Below are 20294 nucleotides of genomic sequence, written 5' to 3'. Positions count from 1 at the left end.
TCAGGCAACCTGTACCGGAATGGCTTTCGCGGTGCGCTTCATTTCGTTGTCGCCTTCAAAATAGGCCACTTTCGGACGCCAGGTGCGGGCTTCTTCATCAGACATGGTGACGAAGCTGGCGATAATCACAATGTCGCCGACTTCAGCACAGTGTGCCGCTGCGCCGTTCACCGAGATGATTCTGGAGCCGCGTTCAGCCGCAATCGCATAGGTTGAGAAACGTTTACCGTTGCTCACGTTCCAGATATCAATAGCTTCGTTTTCCAGAATACCAGAGGCATCGAGGAAATCCTGGTCGATGGCGCAGGAGCCTTCGTAGTGCAGGTCCGCCTGCGTGACTTTTACGCGGTGGAGCTTGCCTTGCAGCATGGTGCGAATCATAACTTCTATACCCTGTCGTTTACCTTGGCTAAGCAGGCACTACTGGCCTGCTTTGAGAAATTCTCAGGCAGTATTGCCTGATTTTTAACCCCTGTCTACTGGGCTAATGTAACGCTTTGATTATCGATCAGACGTGCCTGACCCAGCCAGGCGGCGGCCAGAATCACCGCGCGTTTACTGGTTTCCGTCAGCTCCAGCAGCGTGTCGGCATCACGAATCTGAATATCGTCGGCACGGAAGCCTTTTTCATTCAGTTCCTGCTCGGCAATGGCAATAATCTCTTCCTGGTCACGATGGCCGGCAAGCAGCTTTTCAGCGATGCCGTTCATCACTTTGTGCAGACCCGGCGCAATTTTTCGCTGCTCTGCGGTCAGATAACCGTTACGTGAGCTAAGCGCCAGACCGTCTTTGGCGCGAATAATCGGTACGCCAACGATCTCAATGTCATAACCCAGATCCGCCACCATTTTGCGGATCAGTGCGAGCTGCTGGAAATCTTTCTCGCCAAAGCAGGCTATATCTGGCTGGATCAGGTTAAACAGCTTGCTGACGATAGTGGAAACGCCACGGAAATGGCCTGGACGGCTGGCGCCTTCCAGCATGGTGGAGAGACCGGGAACTTCAACGAACGTCTGGCCTTCCAGACCCTGCGGGTAGATTTCCTCAACGGCTGGCGCAAAAACATAATCGACTTTACGCTTGTTCAGCTTTTCACAATCTTCCTGCAGCGTGCGTGGATAGCGCACCAGATCGTCCGGTCGGTCAAACTGCATCGGATTGACGAAAATGCTGACGATCACCACATCAGCCCGCGCTTTTGCCTCATCGACCAGCTTCATATGGCCGTCGTGCAGGTTGCCCATGGTGGGAACCAGAGCGACGCGTTTGCCTTCCTGACGCAGACGACGAATATGCTGGCGCAGCAGCGGCAGGGTTTCAATGATTAACACGACAAGACTCCTTGAGTTGCCTGAGGAACCGTAGGCCGGATAAGGCGTTTACGCCGCCATCCGGCAACATGCAGCGAACCGCCTGATGGCGCTACGCTTTTCAGGCCGATATATGGCCTGAAAAATTAGTGGAAACTGTGTTCTTCGCCCGGATAAACGCCGGACTCCACTTCAGCCATATACTGCCGCACTGCGGCGCGCATGTCGCCTGCTTCATTGAGGAAATTCTTCGCAAATTTCGGGATGTGGCCACCGGTAATACCAAAGGCATCGTGCATGACGAGGATTTGTCCATCGGTGACGTTACCAGCGCCGATTCCGATAACCGGAATCGACAGCGCTTCGGTGACGCGCTTCGCCAGCTCAACCGGCACGCACTCCAGCACCAGCAACTGAGCGCCAGCGGCTTCTAAGGCCAGCGCGTCATCCAGCAATACCTGCCCGGCGTCGCCGCGGCCCTGAATTTTATAGCCGCCGAAAATATTCACCGACTGCGGTGTTAATCCCAGATGACCGCAAACCGGTACGGCGCGTTCGGTGAGCATTTTTACCGTATCCACCAGCCAGGCGCCGCCTTCAATTTTGACCATATTAGCGCCCGCCCGCATCACCACAGCGGCGTTTTCAAATGCTTGTTCCGGCGTGGCGTAAGCCATAAATGGCAGGTCGGAGAGCAGCAGACAGTTGGGAGCGCCACGACGTACGGCACGAGTGTGGTAAGCAATATCTTCAACGGTGACCGGTAGGGTGGAGTCATGCCCCTGAATCGTCATGCCCAGCGAGTCGCCAACCAGCATCACATTAATGCCTTCGTCGGCAAATAACTTAGCAAAGCTGTAGTCGTAGGCGGTAATGGTTGCGAAGCGTTTTTTCTCTTGCTTGCATTTCTGCAGCAGTGAAATGGTGGTGGGTTTCATAACATTTCCTGATGATGAAAGTCATATTTATCGGCATTCTAACAGTCACATTCAGGGGGGCAATTGTTTTAAGCAACCGTTTGGCACTAAAGTGGTAAACGCGGAAGGGGAGAGGATACTTTACCAGTGTGCAGGTTTTGCGGCACCAAGATGGGTGAGGAGCTGATGCAGGCTGATACCCTCCGGGAAGATAAGCTCAGGTGCGATTTCAGCGAGCGGCCACAGCATAAAACCACGGTTTTTCATGTCGTAGTGCGGCACGGTCAGACGTTCGGTGTTAATCACTTCATCGCCAAACAGCATAATATCGAGGTCCAGAGTGCGCGGCCCCCAGCGTTCGGCTTTACGTACGCGTCCCTGTTGCAGCTCAATGCGTTGGGTATGATTAAGCAATTCTTCGGGAGCGAGAGTGGTTTCCAGCGCCACGGCAGCGTTCAGGTAATCTGGCTGATCCTGTGGGCCTAATGGCGGTGTGCGGTAAAAGGAGGAAACAGCGACGATACGGCTGTCGGGAATGTCGCCAATCGCTTTTACGGCAGCATTAACCTGCTCCAGAGGAGAGGCCAGATTACTGCCGAGAGCGATATAGGCGATGGTCACGCGGAACCTTCACGGCGCGGGGCGCGTTTACGCGGGCGACGATGACGACGGCGTTCCGGTTCTTCGTCGAGTTCGTTGAGCATGCCTTTTTGTTCCGGCGGTGCTGAAACCTGGAATTCTCCCCACCACTGCGCCAGACGCTGCAGCTCAGCGTTGTTTTCCACTTCGGCACGCAGGGCCAGCAGATCGTAAGCGGCGCGGAACTTCGGATGCTCCATCAGCTTCCAGGCGCGTTTGCCCTGGCGACGAGACATGCGTAGCTGCAACTGCCAGATATCACGGGTCAGCGAGGTCAGACGTTTCGGGATCGCCAGCGAGCGGCAGGCTTCATCCAGTACGTCGTTCATCGCCAGTGCGAAGGCATCGTAGTATGCCAGACCGCTTTCCTGGGCAATTTTCTGCGCAGCTTCCAGTAACGGATACCAGAACATGGCGGCGAACAAGAACGCCGGGTTAACGCGCATATCATTGTGGATGCGGTTATCGGTATTCTTCAGCACCTGAGCGATGATGCGTTCCATTGGGCTGTCACCGTCTTCGGTGAAATAGCGCGTAATGGTGGGGAACAGCGGCTGGAACAGGCTGTACTCACGCAGTTTTTTATACGTTTCATACCCATAGCCCGCCTGTAACAGTTTGAGTGCTTCTTCAAACAGGCGTGCGGGGGGAATATCGTTAAGCAGTGTTGCCAGACGCGGGATTGGCTCAGCGGTTTCCGGGCTGATACGCATGTCGAGCTTGGCGGCAAAGCGCACGGCCCGCAGCATACGTACAGGGTCTTCGCGGTAGCGCGTTTCCGGATTACCGATCAGGCGAACGATGCCCTCTTCGAGATCCTGCATGCCACCAACGTAATCACGCACGGTGAAATCGGCCACGCTGTAATACAGGCTGTTAATTGTGAAGTCGCGACGCTGGGCATCTTCTTCGATGGAGCCGAAGATGTTGTCGCGCAGCAGCATACCGTTTTGTCCGCGCTGTGAGGTTGTGCGATCGGACTCGCTGCCTTCATGATGACCACGGAAAGTTGCCACTTCGATAATTTCCGGGCCAAACATGACATGGGCCAGACGGAAACGGCGACCAACCAGACGACAGTTACGAAACAGTTTTCGTACCTGATCTGGCGTGGCGTTAGTCGTGACATCAAAATCTTTCGGCTTTTTGCCCAGCAAAAGATCGCGTACGCCTCCGCCAACCAGCCATGCCTCGTATCCGGCCTTATTGAGCCTGTACATTACCTTCAGGGCATTTTCACTGATATCTTTGCGGGAGATAGAGTGCTGCTCACGCGGGATTACCGTCATATGTGGACGGGCGACGGCGAGCTCGGCCTCGCGCTCCTCGCGGCTTAGCACCTTGCGGCAAAAATTAGCGACTCGGGTAAAAATAGTGCACCTCGGTAGTGTCAAACTTCAATCAGAACAAGTGTTGCTGTGTAAAAATAGCGGCTAATCATAGCTCAGCATGATGCATTTGAGAATGGCGGATTTACGATCGCCGATTCTGGCACCGCTGTCAGACTCCAGTTTTCAATGGCAAACGTGAGAATCTGATCCACGCGCATCTCCTGCCACGGGATATCGGAGTACTGGCCGAGAAAGCGCAGCGCAGCAACAATCACCGGGCGTGGATCGCCTTGCGGCAGTGCAGGTGCATGATTTTGTTTTGAAAGTTTAGCGCCTTGTTCGTTGAGCGCCAGCGGCAGATGAATATAGTCCGGCGCTTGCCAGCCGAACTGTTGATACAACGAAATTTGCCGTACCGTCGGTTCGATAAGATCGGCACCGCGCACAATTTCCGTCACGCCCTGGAAGTGGTCGTCTACCACCACCGCGAGGTTATAGGCAAACAGCCCGTCGCGACGGTGAATAATAAAATCTTCCTTCGCAAGCCGCGGATCAGCCAGAATCACACCGCGCAGTTGGTCCGTAAACTGCATCACCGGATGGCGTTGCTTAATGCGGACCGCCGCCTGTTCAGGCCCGTGGCGTAGCTCACGGCAATGACCGTCGTAAATGCCGCCGACGCTTTGAATACGCGCGCGCGTACAGGTGCAGTAATAGCTCAGTTCCTGCTGATGCAGCCAGGCCAGCGCCTCGCGGTAGGCGTCATGACGCTGGGATTGCCATAAAATATCGCCATCCCAGTGCAGTCCGTAATGTTCCAGCTGACGCAGAATCGTGTCTGCAGCACCGGGAACTTCACGAGGGGGGTCAATATCTTCAATGCGTACCCGCCAGATTCCGCGACGAGCACGGGCCTGCAGGTAACTCCCGAGGGCGGCAATCAGTGAACCAAAATGGAGTTCGCCAGAGGGGGAAGGGGCGAAGCGGCCAATATAATGTGAATCGCTCATTTTGCGGGCTAACAAATAATAAGGCGGGAGAAGCTCCCGCCTGAAGTAAACGTGGTAAAAATGACCGGAATTAACCTGCCATTTGTTTTTCGCGGATTTCTGCCAGCGTTTTACAGTCGATGCACAGATCGGCTGTCGGACGCGCTTCCAGACGGCGAATACCAATTTCTACGCCGCATGATTCGCAGTAGCCGAAATCTTCGTCTTCTACTTTCTTCAGCGTCTTCTCGATCTTTTTGATCAGTTTGCGCTCACGATCACGGTTACGCAGCTCAAGGCTGAATTCTTCTTCCTGTGCGGCGCGGTCCACCGGATCAGGGAAGTTAGCCGCTTCGTCTTGCATATGAGATACGGTGCGATCAACTTCATCCCTAAGTTGATTACGCCATGCCTCAAGAATACGCCTGAAGTGCGACAGCTGGGCTTCGTTCATATACTCTTCGCCCGGTTTCTCCTGGTACGGCTCCACCCCAGCGATGGCGAGAATACTCAGGGACGATGTTTTACGGTTTTGCCCTTCTTGCATGTTGCTTCTCCTTAACACGCACTATCGATCCCCATGTTCGGGGGAAAAATCAGGTCGCTATAAATAGCAGATGCTTTTCCGGATAGCAATTATCTAAACGTAACACTTGACAACCCTGTGAGGAAAAGCGTATTTGCCCACGCGCCCAGAATACTAATTAACCGAATATTTACACCATTACAAGGTAATGGGCAACGGCTCTTTAAGAGTCATACCATGGGCAGAAAGTTCCGCTTTATAAACCAGAATTTCTACCCCCTTAAGCTGTGCTTCAACTAATAATTGCGCATATTTTGCATCGATATGGCGCGCGGGTGAAAACCGTGTAATGGCTGAATGCAACACCGCGAAAAATATCACCGCGCGCTTGCCTTCGGCCGCTACGCTCATCAATTCCCGAAGATGTTTCTGACCTCGTTCAGTGATGGCATCGGGAAAATAACCCTGATCTTTTTCCGCCAACGTGACTGATTTCACTTCAATATAGCAGTCAGGTCGGGAATCCGCCTGTAACAAAAAGTCGATGCGGCTCCCTTCGGCGCCGTATTTTACTTCACTTTTCAAGGTGCTGTAGTCTGAAACTTCCGAAATTAACGAACGCTGAATAGCCTCTTTCGTTAATCTATTGGCCCACAGCGTGTTAACACAAATAAGTGCACCGGATTGGGTTTGCGTTAATTCCCAGGTATGTGGATATTTTCGTTTAGTATTTTCTGATGTCGAATACCAAACTGTATCTCCCGGCGTTGCGCAGCCGGTCATGGCTCCCGTATTGGGGCAGTGTAGCGTTAACGTTGTGCCATCCGGTGTGATCACATCCGCTAAAAAACGCTTATAGCGTTGAATGAGCGTTGCAGGTTGTAAAGGTGGAGAAAATTGCATGAACAGTTCCTTTGATTATTCAGTCAGCGTCCAGCGTTGCAACTGCGTGTAACGCGTGCGTCCTCGCATGAATGAGGAGGAATAAAGCCCAAACTCCGTTACCGGAAACGACCAGCCAAACCCTGGCGGAGGGATAGATACCGCGTGACCGGCGTCACGCAGCAGCGTGATATGCGGGTGAAAAGGCTGCGGGCTCTGGTGGCACCCACTGCGTGCGGCTTGTGCCCGCAACATGTTCGCCAACTGCAGCAGCCCGCGCGGCGGCTGACGCATTCCCAACCACACGACTCGCGAGCGCAGCCATTGCCCGGCATCGTCGAGTTTGAGCGTAAAACCCGGCTGACGAATACGCCCTGCAAGCTGCGTTAACGCATGCTGCTTCTCAGCGCTGACGTCGCCCAAAAAGGCGAGCGTCAGATGCAGATTATCGGCGGCGACGGGACGACCCGCTTCAGGGGGGAACTGCGCGGCCCGCCAGTGGATTAACTGCTCCCGAACCTCGCCAGGCAATTCAATCGCAAAGAACAGCCTTTTTGGCTCAGACATGATGGATACTCGGTTATGAATTAACGCGATGCTACAATGCAGCGCGAAGAATGTTAACCCTCTGGAGTCATTTGTGACGTCGTTGCCCGTTGCCGCCGTAGTGCCTGAACTACTTACCGCCCTTGATGCCTCGTCGCAGGTTTTGCTGACGGCGCCGACCGGTGCCGGGAAATCAACCTGGCTGCCGTTGCGACTCCTTGAACATCGCGGTATCAAGGGACGGATTATTTTGCTGGAGCCGCGGCGTCTGGCAGCACGCAATGTGGCGCAGCGGTTGGCGGAATTGCTGAATGAAAAGCCTGGCGAGACCGTGGGGTATCGCATGCGTGCGCAAAGCTGCGTAGGGCCGCAGACCCGCCTTGAGGTGGTGACGGAGGGGGTTCTGACGCGCATGATCCAGCGCGACCCCGAATTGACGGGCGTTGGGCTGATCATCCTCGACGAATTTCACGAGCGGAGTTTGCAGGCCGACCTGGCGCTGGCGCTGTTGCTGGATGTGCAGCAAGGGCTGCGTGACGATCTGAAACTGTTGATCATGTCTGCCACTTTGGACAACGGGCGTTTGCAGCAGATGTTGCCTGATGCGCCGACGATCGTTTCTGAAGGCCGCGCTTTTCCCGTTGATCGACGATATCAGCCGTTGGCGGCGCATCTGCGTTTTGCTGAAGCGGTAGCGGTAGCGACGGCAGAACTCCTGCGCCATGAAAGTGGGTCGCTGCTGCTGTTTTTACCGGGTGTAGGGGAAATCCAGCGCGTGCAGGAGCAACTGGCAACGCGTGTGGGCAGCGATGTGTTGTTGTGCCCACTGTACGGCGCGCTGATGCTTGCCGAGCAGCGTCAGGCGATTTTTCCCGCGCCGCAAGGCAAGCGCAAAGTGGTGCTGGCGACCAATATTGCCGAAACCAGCTTAACGATCGAAGGCATCCGGTTGGTGGTGGACTGCGCCCAGGAGCGCGTGGCGCGCTATGATGCGCGTACCGGTTTAACGCGACTGATTACCCAACGCATAAGCCAGGCCTCGATGACCCAGCGAGCGGGACGCGCGGGCCGTCTGGAACCTGGTATCTGCCTACATTTGCTTGCCAAAGAGCAGGCGGAAAGAGCGGCGGCACAGGGAGAACCGGAGATTTTACAGAGCGACCTGTCCGGACTGCTGATGGAGTTACTGCAATGGGGATGCACCGACCCTGAGCAACTGAACTGGCTGGATACACCGCCCGCCATCAACCTGCAGGCGGCAAAGCGGCTGCTGCAGATGCTGGGGGCGCTTGAGGGTGACAGGCTCAGCGCCAGGGGGCAGAAAATGGCGACGTTGGGTAACGACCCCCGTTTAGCGGCTATGCTGGTTAGCGCCAACAATGACAATGAAGTGGCAACGGCGGCAAAACTGGCTGCGATTCTGGAAGAGCCGCCGCGCGGTGGCAGTACCGATCTGGCTGTAGCGTTTTCACGAAATCAGCCCGCCTGGCAGCAGCGCAGCCAACAATTGCTGAAACGGCTTAACGTTCGCAGCGGACAGCCGGACAGCGCGCTGCTCCCCTCATTACTGGCGCAGGCGTTTGCCGATCGGATCGCGCGTCGGCGCGGGCAGGAAGGGCGCTATCAACTGGCGAATGGCATGGGGGCAATGCTGGATGCCGATGACGCCTCCGGACGCCATGAATGGCTGATTGCGCCGCTGTTACTGCAGGGCAGCGCTTCGCCGGATGCGCGTATTCTGCTGGCTCTGCCGCTGGATATCGAAGCGCTGATACAGGCATGCCCTGAACTGCTACAACAATCTGACACCATCGAATGGGATGAAACTCAGGGAACGTTAAAAGCATTGCGTCGGTCGCGCATTGGCCAGCTAACGGTAAAAGTACAGGCGCTGGCCAAACCCTCGGAAGAGGAGTTGCATCTGGCGATGTTGAACGGCATTCGCGATAAAGGGCTAAGTGTGCTCAACTGGACGCCGGAAGCCGAGCAATTTCGCCTGCGTCTGCAATGTGCGGCAAACTGGTTGCCAGAGTATAACTGGCCCGCGGTAGATGAGGATTCTCTGCTGGCGACGCTGGAGAGCTGGCTGCTGCTGCACATGAGCGGTGTGCACTCGTTACGCGCGTTAAAAGCGCTAAATGTGGGTCAGGCGTTGCGCGGTTTGCTGGATTGGTCAATGCTGCAACGTCTGGATAGTGAACTGCCAGCGCATTACACTGTGCCGACGGGAAGCCGGATTGCCATTCGCTATCATGAGGATAACCCTCCGGTATTGGCGGTTCGGATGCAGGAAATGTTTGGTGAAGCGAAGACCCCAACCATCGCCGAGGGGCGCGTGCCGCTGGTGCTGGAACTGCTGTCTCCGGCCCAACGACCGCTGCAGGTAACGAGTGATTTGAGCGCGTTCTGGCAGGGATCGTACCGTGAGGTGCAAAAAGAGATGAAAGGGCGCTATCCCAAACATGTCTGGCCGGACGATCCGGCGAATACCGCGCCAACGCGGCGAACAAAGAAGTATTCGTAATGAAACTGTAGGCCGGATAAAGCGAAGCCGTCATCCGGTATAAACACGGCAGTAAATTGAGAGATTTCTTCTTCTGTTAACTGACGGAAGAACAGAGAATCGGGCCCTTGCGCCTGAATGTTGCGGAGAAAAAGCATGGCGGGGAATGACCGCGAGCCAATTGGACGTAAAGGGAAACCCTCGCGTCCGGTGAAACAAAAGGTGAGCCGTCGTCAACTCAGAGATGAAGAGTATGACGACGATTATGATGATGATGACTATGAGGATGAAGAACCGATGCCGCGTAAGGGTAAAGGCAAAGGGCGTAAGCCTCGTGGTAAACGCGGCTGGTTCTGGCTGCTGGTAAAACTGTCGATTGTTTTTTTGGTGCTGATCGCCATTTACGGCGTTTATCTGGACCAAAAAATTCGCAGCCGTATAGATGGTAAAGTCTGGCAGCTTCCTGCGGCAGTATATGGCCGTATGGTTAACCTTGAGCCAGAAATGCCGATCGGCAAGAACGAGATGGTGAAACTGCTGGAGGCTACGCAGTATCGTCAGGTGACGAAAATGACGCGCCCTGGCGAATTCACCGTGCAAGCGAAAAGCATCGAGATGATCCGTCGTCCGTTTGATTTTCCGGACAGTAAAGAAGGTCAGGTGCGCGCGCGTCTGACCTTTGATGGCGACCATCTGGATACCATCGAGAATATGGATAACAACCGCCAGTTCGGTTTCTTCCGTCTCGATCCGCGACTGATTACCATGCTCTCTTCGCCTAACGGTGAGCAGCGCCTGTTTGTCCCGCGCAGTGGATTCCCGGATCTGCTGGTGGACACGCTGCTGGCGACCGAAGATCGTCACTTCTATGAGCATGACGGTATCAGCCTCTATTCCATTGGCCGTGCGGTGCTGGCGAACCTGACGGCGGGGCGCACGGTACAAGGGGCTAGTACGCTGACCCAGCAACTGGTGAAAAACCTGTTCCTGTCCAGCGAACGTTCCTATTGGCGTAAGGCCAACGAAGCCTATATGGCGCTGATCATGGATGCGCGTTACAGCAAAGACCGCATTCTTGAGCTGTACATGAACGAAGTCTATCTCGGTCAAAGCGGTGACAATGAGATCCGCGGCTTCCCGCTGGCGAGCCTCTACTACTTTGGCCGTCCGGTGGAAGAGCTGAGCCTCGACCAGCAGGCGCTGCTGGTAGGGATGGTTAAAGGGGCGTCAATCTATAACCCGTGGCGTAACCCGAAGCTGGCACTGGAGCGTCGTAACCTGGTGCTGCGTTTACTACAACAGCAGCAGATTATCGACCAGGATCTGTATGACATGCTGAGCGCGCGTCCGTTAGGCGTACAGCCGCGTGGTGGGGTGATCTCACCGCAGCCCGCCTTTATGCAGATGGTGCGCCAGGAGCTACAGGCAAAGCTGGGCGATAAAGTTAAAGATCTCTCCGGCGTGAAGATTTTCACCACCTTTGATTCCGTGGCGCAGGACGCTGCAGAAAAAGCGGCGGTGGAAGGTATTCCGGTGCTGAAGAAACAACGTAAGCTGAGCGATCTGGAGACCGCGATTGTGGTGGTCGACCGCTTCAGCGGCGAAGTGCGTGCCATGGTCGGGGGGGCAGAACCGCAGTTCGCTGGTTATAACCGTGCGATGCAGGCGCGTCGTTCGATTGGTTCTTTGGCTAAACCAGCGACCTATCTGACCGCGCTCAGCCAGCCGAAGCTGTATCGTCTGAATACCTGGATTGCCGATGCCCCGATTGCGCTGCGTCAGCCTAACGGCCAGGTGTGGTCGCCGCAGAACGATGACCGTCGCTATAGCGAAAGCGGAAAAGTGATGCTGGTGGATGCGTTAACGCGCTCAATGAACGTGCCAACGGTAAATCTGGGGATGGCGCTGGGCCTGCCTGCCGTCACCGATACCTGGCTGAAGCTGGGCGCGCCGAAAGATCAGCTTAATCCGGTTCCAGCCATGCTGTTGGGGGCGTTGAACCTGACGCCGATCGAAGTGGCGCAGGCGTTCCAGACTATCGCCAGCGGCGGGAACCGCGCGCCGCTGTCGGCGCTGCGTTCGGTGATTGCCGAAGATGGGACGGTGCTGTATCAGAGCTTCCCGCAGGCCGAGCGTGCCGTTCCGGCGCAGGCGGCGTATATGACGCTGTGGACCATGCAACAGGTGGTTCAGCGTGGTACGGGTCGCCAGCTTGGCGCGAAATATCCTGGGCTTCATCTGGCAGGGAAAACCGGGACCACTAACAACAACGTGGATACCTGGTTTGCCGGGATCGACGGCAGCCAGGTAACCATCACCTGGGTGGGCCGTGATAACAACCAGCCAACCAAGCTGTACGGTGCCAGCGGTGCGATGTCGATTTATCAGCGTTATCTGGCCAACCAGACGCCAACACCGCTGGTGCTGACGCCGCCGGAAGATGTGGTGGATATGGGCGTGGACTACGACGGTAACTTCGTTTGTAGCGGGGGGATGCGTACGCTTCCGGTATGGACTACCGATCCTGATTCGCTGTGTCAGCAGGGTGAAATGATGCAACAGCCGACCGGGAATCCGTTCGATCAGTCAACGCCGCCGCAGCAGCCTCAACAGCAGCAGCAACAACCGGCGCAGCAGGAAAAGAAAGATAGCGACGGTGTCGCTGGCTGGATAAAGGATATGTTCGGCAGTAACTGATTTTGGTTTTCACTGTTCTTCCCCCGCATCGGCATAGGCCGGTGTTGGGGGCTTCTCCCTCGCGTTGCTATTACCTTTCCCTTCTCTCTGTGTTCTGAATGTCTTCGCGCATAGTCACTAATTTGTTATGGATCTCATTTCGTGGTGAATCGCTGCTGTGAGTAATATTAAGCTGTTGAGGTATTTGCAGTCCCCTCCCGGGTTGTTAATCATAGACTCAATATATTACTTTTTCATATGTATTCGGTATTGAGTAATTTTACTCGCAATTTTGTGTTTTTTTTCGCATTTCTTATTTTTGGGATTCATAGGGTGATGTTTTATATTGTTTTAATGAATGAATTGAATATTGCTTAATTCAATGTTAAGGAAATATTGTTTTTGTTGTTATGTTTATGAAATAAAAGGAATTATAAATATTTTGTATCTGCTTGGGTGAATATATCGGTTCGCTTTTATTAGTTATGAATCGTATAATAGATCACGCAAAGGAATGTTTTTGGGTTGATGATAAAGATATATTATATATTTGGTGATGTTGTTGCATCTGTATCTCCAGTCAGTCTCTATTTCCTTTCGTTAAAATTTATTTTCCCCTGTTTCTTTTTTGTGAACATATGTAAGGAATACGTTATGTGCAAAAAAATTCTCACCTCGTTGTTTGTTAGCAGTGTATTGGCGGGAGCCGCGATGCCTGCGTTAGCCGTTGATACGGGAACCGTAACCTTTAACGGAAAGATTATTCCTGATAGCTGCGTAGTGGATGTTAACGGTACTACGACAAATGGTACGGTGACGTTTAATAATCTTTCACAAACTGCATTTGGCGCAGATAAGCAAGTGGGAGATTCACAATCTGTTGCAATCACGCTGACGGAATGTGATGCTGCGATTGCCAACCTCAATATCAAATTTGATGGCACGCGTATCGCCGGATATAACGAGGAAGTATTACAACCGACAGGGACCGCGACGAACCTCGGCGTGCGTATGTTGCCGGAAGGCAGCAGTAATTACGTAAAATTTGATGGCTCAGATCCTGATGTGTCGCTGAACAAGGCCAATGGCGACAGCGTGGTGTTTAATTATAAAGCTGAAGTTATCCAGGTTGGCAGTATGGTTCCGACTACCGGTGATTATAGCGCGCAAGCAACCTATACCCTGATTTATCGTTAATTGTCATAAAATCTGGCCCAGGCTGGGCCAGTATTTCAATGGAATTGAAAAATGAAACGACTCATTACCACATTAGCCCTGGTGTTAACTACTGGCATTCATATTGCTTATGCTGGCGTAGTGGTTGGTGGAACGCGAATTATTTATCCTGCCAACCAGTCTGAAGTGCAGGTAACATTAAAAAATAAAGATAATGATAAACGTTATCTGGTGCATAGTTGGGTCAGTAATATTGATGATAGTAAAGCGCCATTTATTATCACACCACCGATTTATAAACTGGAGGAAAATCGCCAGACGCTGCTGCACGTAGTTTATACCGGTAATAAATCTGCTTTGCCACAGGACCGCGAATCGCTGTTTATGGCGAATATCAAATCTGTGTCTGCGATCCCTGAAGAATTACGCGATAACAACACGTTGCAATTTGCCATTAAGAGCAAATTAAAGCTGTTCTATCGGCCGGCCACGTTGAGGGAAAGTGAGGCGAAAACGGCCTGGCAGTCATTACAGTTTAGCCGTAGCCAAAACCAGTTAGTGGTGAAAAATCCCACCCCATTCTATGTCACCTTCGGACATCTAAAAGTAGCGGGAACAGAGATTAAAGCAGCATCAGAGCAAAACACTCCTTCGGCATTAACCATGATGGTCGCACCATTTGCTGAGCAGCGTTTTCCGTTGTCATCGGCAGTAAAAGGTAACGTTGTCTGGACCGCAATTAATGATTACGGATCAGAAACCGGACAGTGGAAACAGTCGCTGTAAATGAGCTATCGATTTCTTACGGGTGGCATTTATGACTTCTCATCGTACTGTCCGGCTTTTTGCACTCAATACGCTGACATTCGCGATATTGACGGCGAGTGGCTCCGTTTGCGCTGACGATTATTTCAATCTCAACGCGCTGGAAACGGGGACGCCGCTGGAGAATACCGGTGCGCTTGAGGCTTATTTACGCCATAATGGGTTATCTCCCGGACGCTATTTAACGTCTATTGTCTGGGATCAGGAACGTATCGATAAACGAAATTTAAATTACCTCCTTTCAAAAGATAACAGCAAACTGATTCCGCAATTTACCAAAGCGGAACTGCGCGAATTAGGCGTCAAAGTCGATACTGTTCCGGCATTTAATAATATTAATGAAAATACGCTGCTGGGCGATATTAGTGAGTATATTGCGGATGCGCGCTATGACTTCAGCCCGGAAGTTCAGGTACTGCAATTGCGTATTCCGCAAATTTACCGCGACAAACAAGTTTCGGGCGAAAGCAAACCCTCCTCTTGGGACGATGGAATTCCAGCGTTGTGGACCAGTTACTATGTATCGGGCTCTCGTCAGCAGTCGAATGGGGCGAATAACAGCGCCTCCACCTGGGCAAACCTCAATTCGGGTATGAACATCGGCCCGTGGCGGGTGCGCAATTCCAGCAACTGGGGGGATGACAGCGGCTGGCAATCTGTAAGCACAACGCTGGAGCGTGATATCAAAAGCCTACGCAGCCAGCTTCAGCTTGGGCAAACCTACACCAACGGCGAACTGTTCGACGGTGTACAAATGACCGGGGTTAAGCTGGAGACCGATGCCAGCATGCTGCCCAGTGGAATACAGGGGTTCGCCCCGGTGGTACGCGGGATAGCTGACAGCGATGCCAAAGTGACCATCAAACAAAACGGTTATACCATCTACCAGACCAACGTCTCGCCTGGCCCGTTTGAAATCCGTGATTTAACCCAGGTCACGGCAGGAGCGGATCTGGAAGTCACCGTGACGGAGGCCGACGGTAAAACGCGCAGTTTTATTCAGGCCAGTTCCTCGGTGCCGATTATGCAACGTGAAGGCGCGTTGAAGTACAGCCTGGCAGCTGGGAAATATCGCGATGTTAATAATGGCGAGGGGCCGCAATTCGGTCAGGCGACGGCAATTTATGGCTTACCTTACGGAATTACCGCTTACGGCGGTCTGCAGGGCGCGTCAATGTATCGCGCAGGACTGGTCGGTATCGGGGCCGATTTACGCGATTTTGGTTCGCTGTCGGCGGATCTGACGGCGGCGAGAACCTCGTTTGACAACGGACGCGCGGATGCGAATGGACAGTCGTGGCGCGCGCAGTACGCAAAAGATTTTCCGCTAACCAATACCACGGTCACGCTGGCCAGCTATCGTTATTCCACCTCCGGATTCTATACCTTTCAGGAGGCTCTCGATCAGCGAAATAATACCTACGACGATGACAGCATCTACAGCTATCGCAATGCTTATAACCGCCGCAGTCGCTTACAGCTAAACCTTTCACAGTCGTTACATAGCTGGGGATCGGTGTATGCCAACGCCTATCAGCAGGACTACTGGGAAATGGAAGGCCATGAGCGCAGCATCAGCTTTGGTTACAGCAGCAGTTGGCAGGGCGTTAACTGGTCGCTGAACTACAGCCTGACAAAAACACCATCGACCGATAACGACCAGCAGGTTTCTATTTCGATTAACGTTCCGCTCTCGCGCTGGCTGGCAAACTCCTGGGGAACCTACAATCTGACCAGTTCGAAAAAAGGTAATACCTCGCACCAGGTGGGTGTAAGCGGCACGCTGCTGGAAAATAACAACGTAAATTACAACCTCCAGCAAACCTATACCGATAATAACGTGGGCTACGGCGCCTATCTCTCCTCGCGTTATCGGGCTTCAGTGGGGGAATTCAGCGCTAATTATAGCTATCAGCAAGACAGCAGACAGTGGGGCTATAGCGCACAGGGATCCGTTGTCGCACACTCGCAGGGAATAACGCTGGGACAATCAATCCAGGATGCCTTTGCGGTGGTGCATATCGCTGATGGCGATAACGTCAAAATACAGAATTCACAAGGGGTGTATACCGACCGTTGGGGCAATGCGATTGTGCCGACCTTAACCAACTATCGGCGCAATACCATCACTGTGAATACCCTCGGGCGCGATGATTTAGATATTCAGGATGCGTCTCTGGACGTGATTCCGACTAAAGGTGCGGTAGTGGCGGCAGACTTTACCGCGCGCTCGGGTAAACGTGCCTTGTTGACTTTGCGACATGGCCAGGGGGTTGTGCCTTTTGGCGCGATGCTAAGTATGGATGGGGCAACCTCTATCGTTGGCGGAGACGGCGAAGTGTTTGTCACCGGGTTAAAAGGTACGCAGCGCGTGACCGCGCAATGGGGTGATACGGCGCAGCAGCGCTGCTCGGCGGATGTGAGGGTTCCGGCACAACCGGAACCGGGAATTTTCACCGCAACGCTCAACTGCCATTGATAAAAGGAGGCAATATGCAAAGGATGATTAAAGGGTGGCGTCGGGGGCTGCTGTGTGCTGGGTTGCTTATGTGTTCTCAGACCGTAAGCGCCAGTTGTTCTATTTCAGGTGACGGTGAGCCTTCGACGTCAACGATTACCATTCCAGCGTTGACGGTTAATGCGGATGTAGAACCTGGAACTATCCTCTATACGCAGGAGGTATCAGGCAATATAGCCACTGTTTCCTGTAACAGCGATGGTGCAATTTATACCGGTTATACCGTATTAACTGACAGCGATGAACGTACCGATAATCCGTTACCTCGGGTTTACCAGACCAATATCGCGGGTATTGGTGTGCGCATGGCATGGGTAAAGGACGGCCAGGCAATAACGTCAGGAGCTCTGGTGACACCTATACATCTGGGGTCGTCACGAACCCAAAGCAAGAGTACGTATACTATTCATTCACGTGCTCAGGTTCAGTTTGTCGCCACCGGAGAGGTGGGTCTTGGAGACATTGATCCTGCACGGTTAAATGCCGACTGGATATATGATGGATTAACCGTGGCGAGGATCAGATTTTCTCCTGCCCCTGTCAACGTTCTGTCAAACAGTTGCAACCTGGTGGAGAGCCATATTCTGGCTCCGCTTTCGACAATCGTTGCCAGCGAATTGACTAATGGTGTTTCCAAAACGGTGTCCGATGACAGCTTTAAAATTCAGCTCAATAACTGCGATGCGGGCATTCAGATTGACTATCAATTCACCTCCGCGGGCTCGACCGGAGTTACTGACGGCAATATCCTGAACATTGCTACGGGCGATCACGCCGCCGACGGTGTCGGTATTCAAATTCTGGACAGTAACGATAACGTGCTGCAGTTTGATCGTAACTATACGGCGGTCGCACAAACGACGAAGGATCAGTCGGTGACCATTCCACTTCAGGCGCGCTATATCAAAACGGGTAACGTGAAGGGAGGTCAAGTCGATGCTGTGGCCACCTTTGAAGTGTATTACCGCTAATGTTCATTTGTGCAGACGCGATACCCCCCACGGGGCTCCTTCTGAGCCCTAACATTCCAGCCTAATTTATTAACCCTTTCTTTTCATCTGGTTATTTCTTAACCCCTCAGTTTTAGTAGGGACGCGTATTGCTTGCTATCTCGCCAGAGTTTCGAATATTATGCTGCCGTTATAATAATAATTCTCGTTTACGTTATCATTCACTTTCATCAGAGAAATACCAATGGCGCGTCTTAAAACTGCTCAGCCAAGTTCATCGCTGCGTAAAATCGCAGTAGTGGTAGCCACAGCGGTTAGCGGCATGTCTGTCTATGCACAGGCGGCGGTTGACCCGAAAGAAGAAACCATCACCGTAACTGCTGCACCTGCCGCACAAGAAAGCGCATGGGGGCCTTCGCCGACAATTGCCGCGAAGCGTTCCGCCACCGCTACCAAAACCGACACGCCGATCGAAAAGACGCCACAGTCTGTTTCGGTAGTGACAAACGAAGAGATGCAGATCCATCAGTCTCGTTCCGTCAAGGAAGCGCTGGGTTATACCCCAGGGGTTGTGGTCAGTAACCGTGGTGCTTCAAATACATACGATTTTGTCAGCATCCGTGGTTTTACCTCTGTCGGTTTAAGCCAGAACAACTATCTGGATGGTCTGAAGCTACAAGGGAACTTCTATAACGACGCGGTTATCGATCCTTACATGCTGGAGCGTGTAGAGTTGATGCGTGGGCCAACTTCCGTGTTGTACGGTAAGAGTAACCCTGGCGGTATTATTTCGATGGTCAGCAAACGTCCAACCACCGAGCCGCTAAAAGAAGTTCAGTTTAAAATGGGAACAAATAATCTGTTCCAGACAGGATTTGATTTTAGTGATGCATTGGACGATAACGGTGAATTCTCTTACCGTTTAACCGGTCTGGCTCGTTCCACAAATGAGCAGCAGCAAGGTTCTGAATCACAGCGTTATACCGTTGCTCCGTCCTTCTCATGGCGTCCTGACGACAAGACTAACTTTACATTCCTTTCTTATTTCCAGAATGAACCCGAAACGGGTTACTACGGTTGGTTGCCGAAGGAAGGTACGGTTGAACCGCTACCTAACGGCAAGCGTTTGCCGACTGATTTTAATGAAGGGGCTTCAAATAATACTTATTCCCGCAATCAGAAAATGGTGGGGTACAGCTTTGAACACGACTTTAATGACACCTTCACTGTCCGGCAGAATTTACGTTTTGCTGAAATGAAAACGTCGCAGCAGAGCGTGTACGGTACGGGTATCTGTACAACAAATGCGTTTAACGCGCCTTGCCAGGCAATTCCGGCCGATCAGCGCGACCATTATCTTGGTCGTGGCACGGTTGTCGATGATGAACGTTTGCAGAACTTCAGTGTTGATACCCAGTTGCAGAGCAATTTCGCGACAGGAACGGTGGACCATACGTTGCTGACAGGTGTTGACTTCATGCGTATGCGTAATGATATCAATGCTAAATTTGACACAGCTCCTGTTCTGGATCTTTATAACCCACAGCCTCTGGAAGATTTTGATTTCGACTCTACCGAGCCTTATCAGATGAACGAAACCAAACAAACCGGTATCTACATCCAGGATCAGGCGGAATGGGATAAGTGGGTCTTTACACTGGGTGGTCGTTATGACTGGTCACAGCAAGCGACGACGATTCGTCAGAATTCAACCACTCCGCAAGCGGGTTATATTGAGCGTAACGATCATCAGTTCACATGGCGTGGCGGTGTAAACTACCTGTTTGATAATGGTATTTCTCCGTACGTTAGCTATAGCCAGTCATTTGAACCAAACGCATTCGATCTCTACAGCACTCCACGCATGGCTTTTGCGCCATCCAAGGGTGAACAGTATGAAGCGGGTGTAAAATATGTGCCGAAAGATCTGCCTGTGGTTATTACGGCTGCGGCATATCATCTGACGAAGACGAATACGCTGACAACCGATCCGACCAACTCGAATCTGCAAGTTCCGTCAGGCGAAGTACGTTCTCAGGGCTTTGAATTTGAAGCTAAAGCGGCCTTGAATGCCAATATCAATGTGACTGCTTCATATACTTACACTGATGCGGAGTACACTAAGGACACCAATCTCAAAGGGAACAACGTAGAACAAGTTCCTGAAAATATGGCATCACTCTGGGGCGACTATACCTTTAACGAAGGCGTTCTGTCGGGACTGACCCTAGGAACCGGTGGACGTTTTATCGGTTCAAGCTATGGCGATCCTGCAAACACCTTTAAAGTGGGAAGTGCTGCTGTAATGGATGCTGTCGTGAAATACGATTTAGCGCGTTTTGGTATGGCTGGCTCTAGTGTTGCTGTCAACGTTACCAACCTGCTGGATCGTGAATACGTTTCTAGTTGCTTCCAAACCTATGGCTGCTTCTGGGGCGCAGAACGTCAGGTCGTTGCAACCGCAACCTTCCGTTTCTAATTTCTTTTTGGGCACGCTTTGCGTGCC

Annotated in this window: 16 protein-coding genes; 7 read left to right on the top strand and 9 right to left on the bottom strand. The window is 52.6% G+C overall.

Annotated elements, in window-relative coordinates; genetic code table 11:
• From panD to thpR, 9 genes are all read right to left on the bottom strand, one after another.
• Positions 1 to 381: an aspartate 1-decarboxylase gene (gene panD / locus HV237_RS19610; protein ID WP_016155711.1), complete on the bottom strand. Its 381-nt coding sequence runs from the start codon at positions 379 to 381 to the stop codon at positions 1 to 3.
• Positions 382 to 476: 95 nt separating this feature from the next.
• Positions 477 to 1331, bottom strand: a complete 855-nt coding sequence (panC, locus tag HV237_RS19605) for a pantoate--beta-alanine ligase (RefSeq protein ID WP_016151737.1) — start codon at positions 1329 to 1331, stop codon at positions 477 to 479.
• A 125-nt stretch (positions 1332 to 1456) separates the two neighbouring features.
• Positions 1457 to 2248: a 3-methyl-2-oxobutanoate hydroxymethyltransferase gene (panB, locus tag HV237_RS19600; protein ID WP_003829230.1), complete on the bottom strand. Its 792-nt coding sequence runs from the start codon at positions 2246 to 2248 to the stop codon at positions 1457 to 1459.
• A 120-nt stretch (positions 2249 to 2368) separates the two neighbouring features.
• Positions 2369 to 2848, bottom strand: coding sequence for a 2-amino-4-hydroxy-6-hydroxymethyldihydropteridine diphosphokinase (gene folK, locus HV237_RS19595; RefSeq protein WP_016155713.1), 480 nt, complete (start codon positions 2846 to 2848; stop codon positions 2369 to 2371).
• On the bottom strand, positions 2845 to 4239 hold the full coding sequence (pcnB, locus tag HV237_RS19590) for a polynucleotide adenylyltransferase PcnB (protein WP_203457720.1): 1395 nt from the start codon (positions 4237 to 4239) through the stop codon (positions 2845 to 2847). Before pcnB ends, folK begins: the two co-directional genes overlap by 4 nt.
• Before the next feature lie 71 nt (positions 4240 to 4310).
• Positions 4311 to 5207, bottom strand: coding sequence for a tRNA glutamyl-Q(34) synthetase GluQRS (gene gluQRS, locus HV237_RS19585; RefSeq protein ID WP_047358494.1), 897 nt, complete (start codon positions 5205 to 5207; stop codon positions 4311 to 4313).
• Between the two features lie 70 nt (positions 5208 to 5277).
• Complete coding sequence (gene dksA, locus HV237_RS19580; protein ID WP_003018625.1) at positions 5278 to 5733, bottom strand: RNA polymerase-binding protein DksA; 456 nt, start codon at positions 5731 to 5733, stop codon at positions 5278 to 5280.
• 177 nt (positions 5734 to 5910) lie between these two features.
• The gene (sfsA, locus tag HV237_RS19575) at positions 5911 to 6615 is read right to left on the bottom strand and encodes a DNA/RNA nuclease SfsA (protein WP_016151742.1); all 705 of its coding nucleotides are present in this window, start codon (positions 6613 to 6615) and stop codon (positions 5911 to 5913) included.
• Positions 6616 to 6630: 15 nt separating this feature from the next.
• Positions 6631 to 7161, bottom strand: a complete 531-nt coding sequence (gene thpR, locus HV237_RS19570; protein WP_016155716.1) for an RNA 2',3'-cyclic phosphodiesterase — start codon at positions 7159 to 7161, stop codon at positions 6631 to 6633.
• 73 nt (positions 7162 to 7234) lie between these two features.
• Here thpR and hrpB point away from each other — a divergent pair, with 73 nt between their 5' ends.
• The 7 genes from hrpB (at position 7235) to fhuA (ending at position 20267) form a co-directional block, all read left to right on the top strand.
• Positions 7235 to 9664: an ATP-dependent helicase HrpB gene (gene hrpB, locus HV237_RS19565; RefSeq protein WP_047358495.1), complete on the top strand. Its 2430-nt coding sequence runs from the start codon at positions 7235 to 7237 to the stop codon at positions 9662 to 9664.
• A 135-nt stretch (positions 9665 to 9799) separates the two neighbouring features.
• Positions 9800 to 12340: a bifunctional glycosyl transferase/transpeptidase gene (gene mrcB / locus HV237_RS19560; protein WP_047358496.1), complete on the top strand. Its 2541-nt coding sequence runs from the start codon at positions 9800 to 9802 to the stop codon at positions 12338 to 12340.
• A 633-nt stretch (positions 12341 to 12973) separates the two neighbouring features.
• A complete protein-coding gene (locus HV237_RS19555) occupies positions 12974 to 13516 on the top strand; it encodes a fimbrial protein (RefSeq protein ID WP_047358497.1) in 543 nt (180 codons plus the stop codon).
• 51 nt (positions 13517 to 13567) lie between these two features.
• Positions 13568 to 14281 (top strand): molecular chaperone, encoded by a 714-nt coding sequence (locus HV237_RS19550; protein ID WP_047358498.1) that lies wholly within the window; start codon positions 13568 to 13570, stop codon positions 14279 to 14281.
• Between the two features lie 31 nt (positions 14282 to 14312).
• The gene (locus tag HV237_RS19545; protein ID WP_047358499.1) at positions 14313 to 16799 is read left to right on the top strand and encodes a fimbria/pilus outer membrane usher protein; all 2487 of its coding nucleotides are present in this window, start codon (positions 14313 to 14315) and stop codon (positions 16797 to 16799) included.
• A gap of 14 nt (positions 16800 to 16813) precedes the next feature.
• The gene (locus HV237_RS19540) at positions 16814 to 17809 is read left to right on the top strand and encodes a fimbrial protein (protein WP_082137235.1); all 996 of its coding nucleotides are present in this window, start codon (positions 16814 to 16816) and stop codon (positions 17807 to 17809) included.
• Between the two features lie 223 nt (positions 17810 to 18032).
• Positions 18033 to 20267, top strand: a complete 2235-nt coding sequence (gene fhuA / locus HV237_RS19535) for a ferrichrome porin FhuA (RefSeq protein WP_181541584.1) — start codon at positions 18033 to 18035, stop codon at positions 20265 to 20267.
• The last annotated feature ends 27 nt before the right edge of the window (positions 20268 to 20294 follow it).

Origin of the sequence: Citrobacter sp. RHBSTW-00570, assembly GCF_013739755.1 — a bacterium.
Taxonomy (GTDB): Bacteria; Pseudomonadota; Gammaproteobacteria; order Enterobacterales; family Enterobacteriaceae; genus Citrobacter; species Citrobacter braakii.
This window is presented reverse-complemented; position numbering and strand designations above follow the sequence as displayed.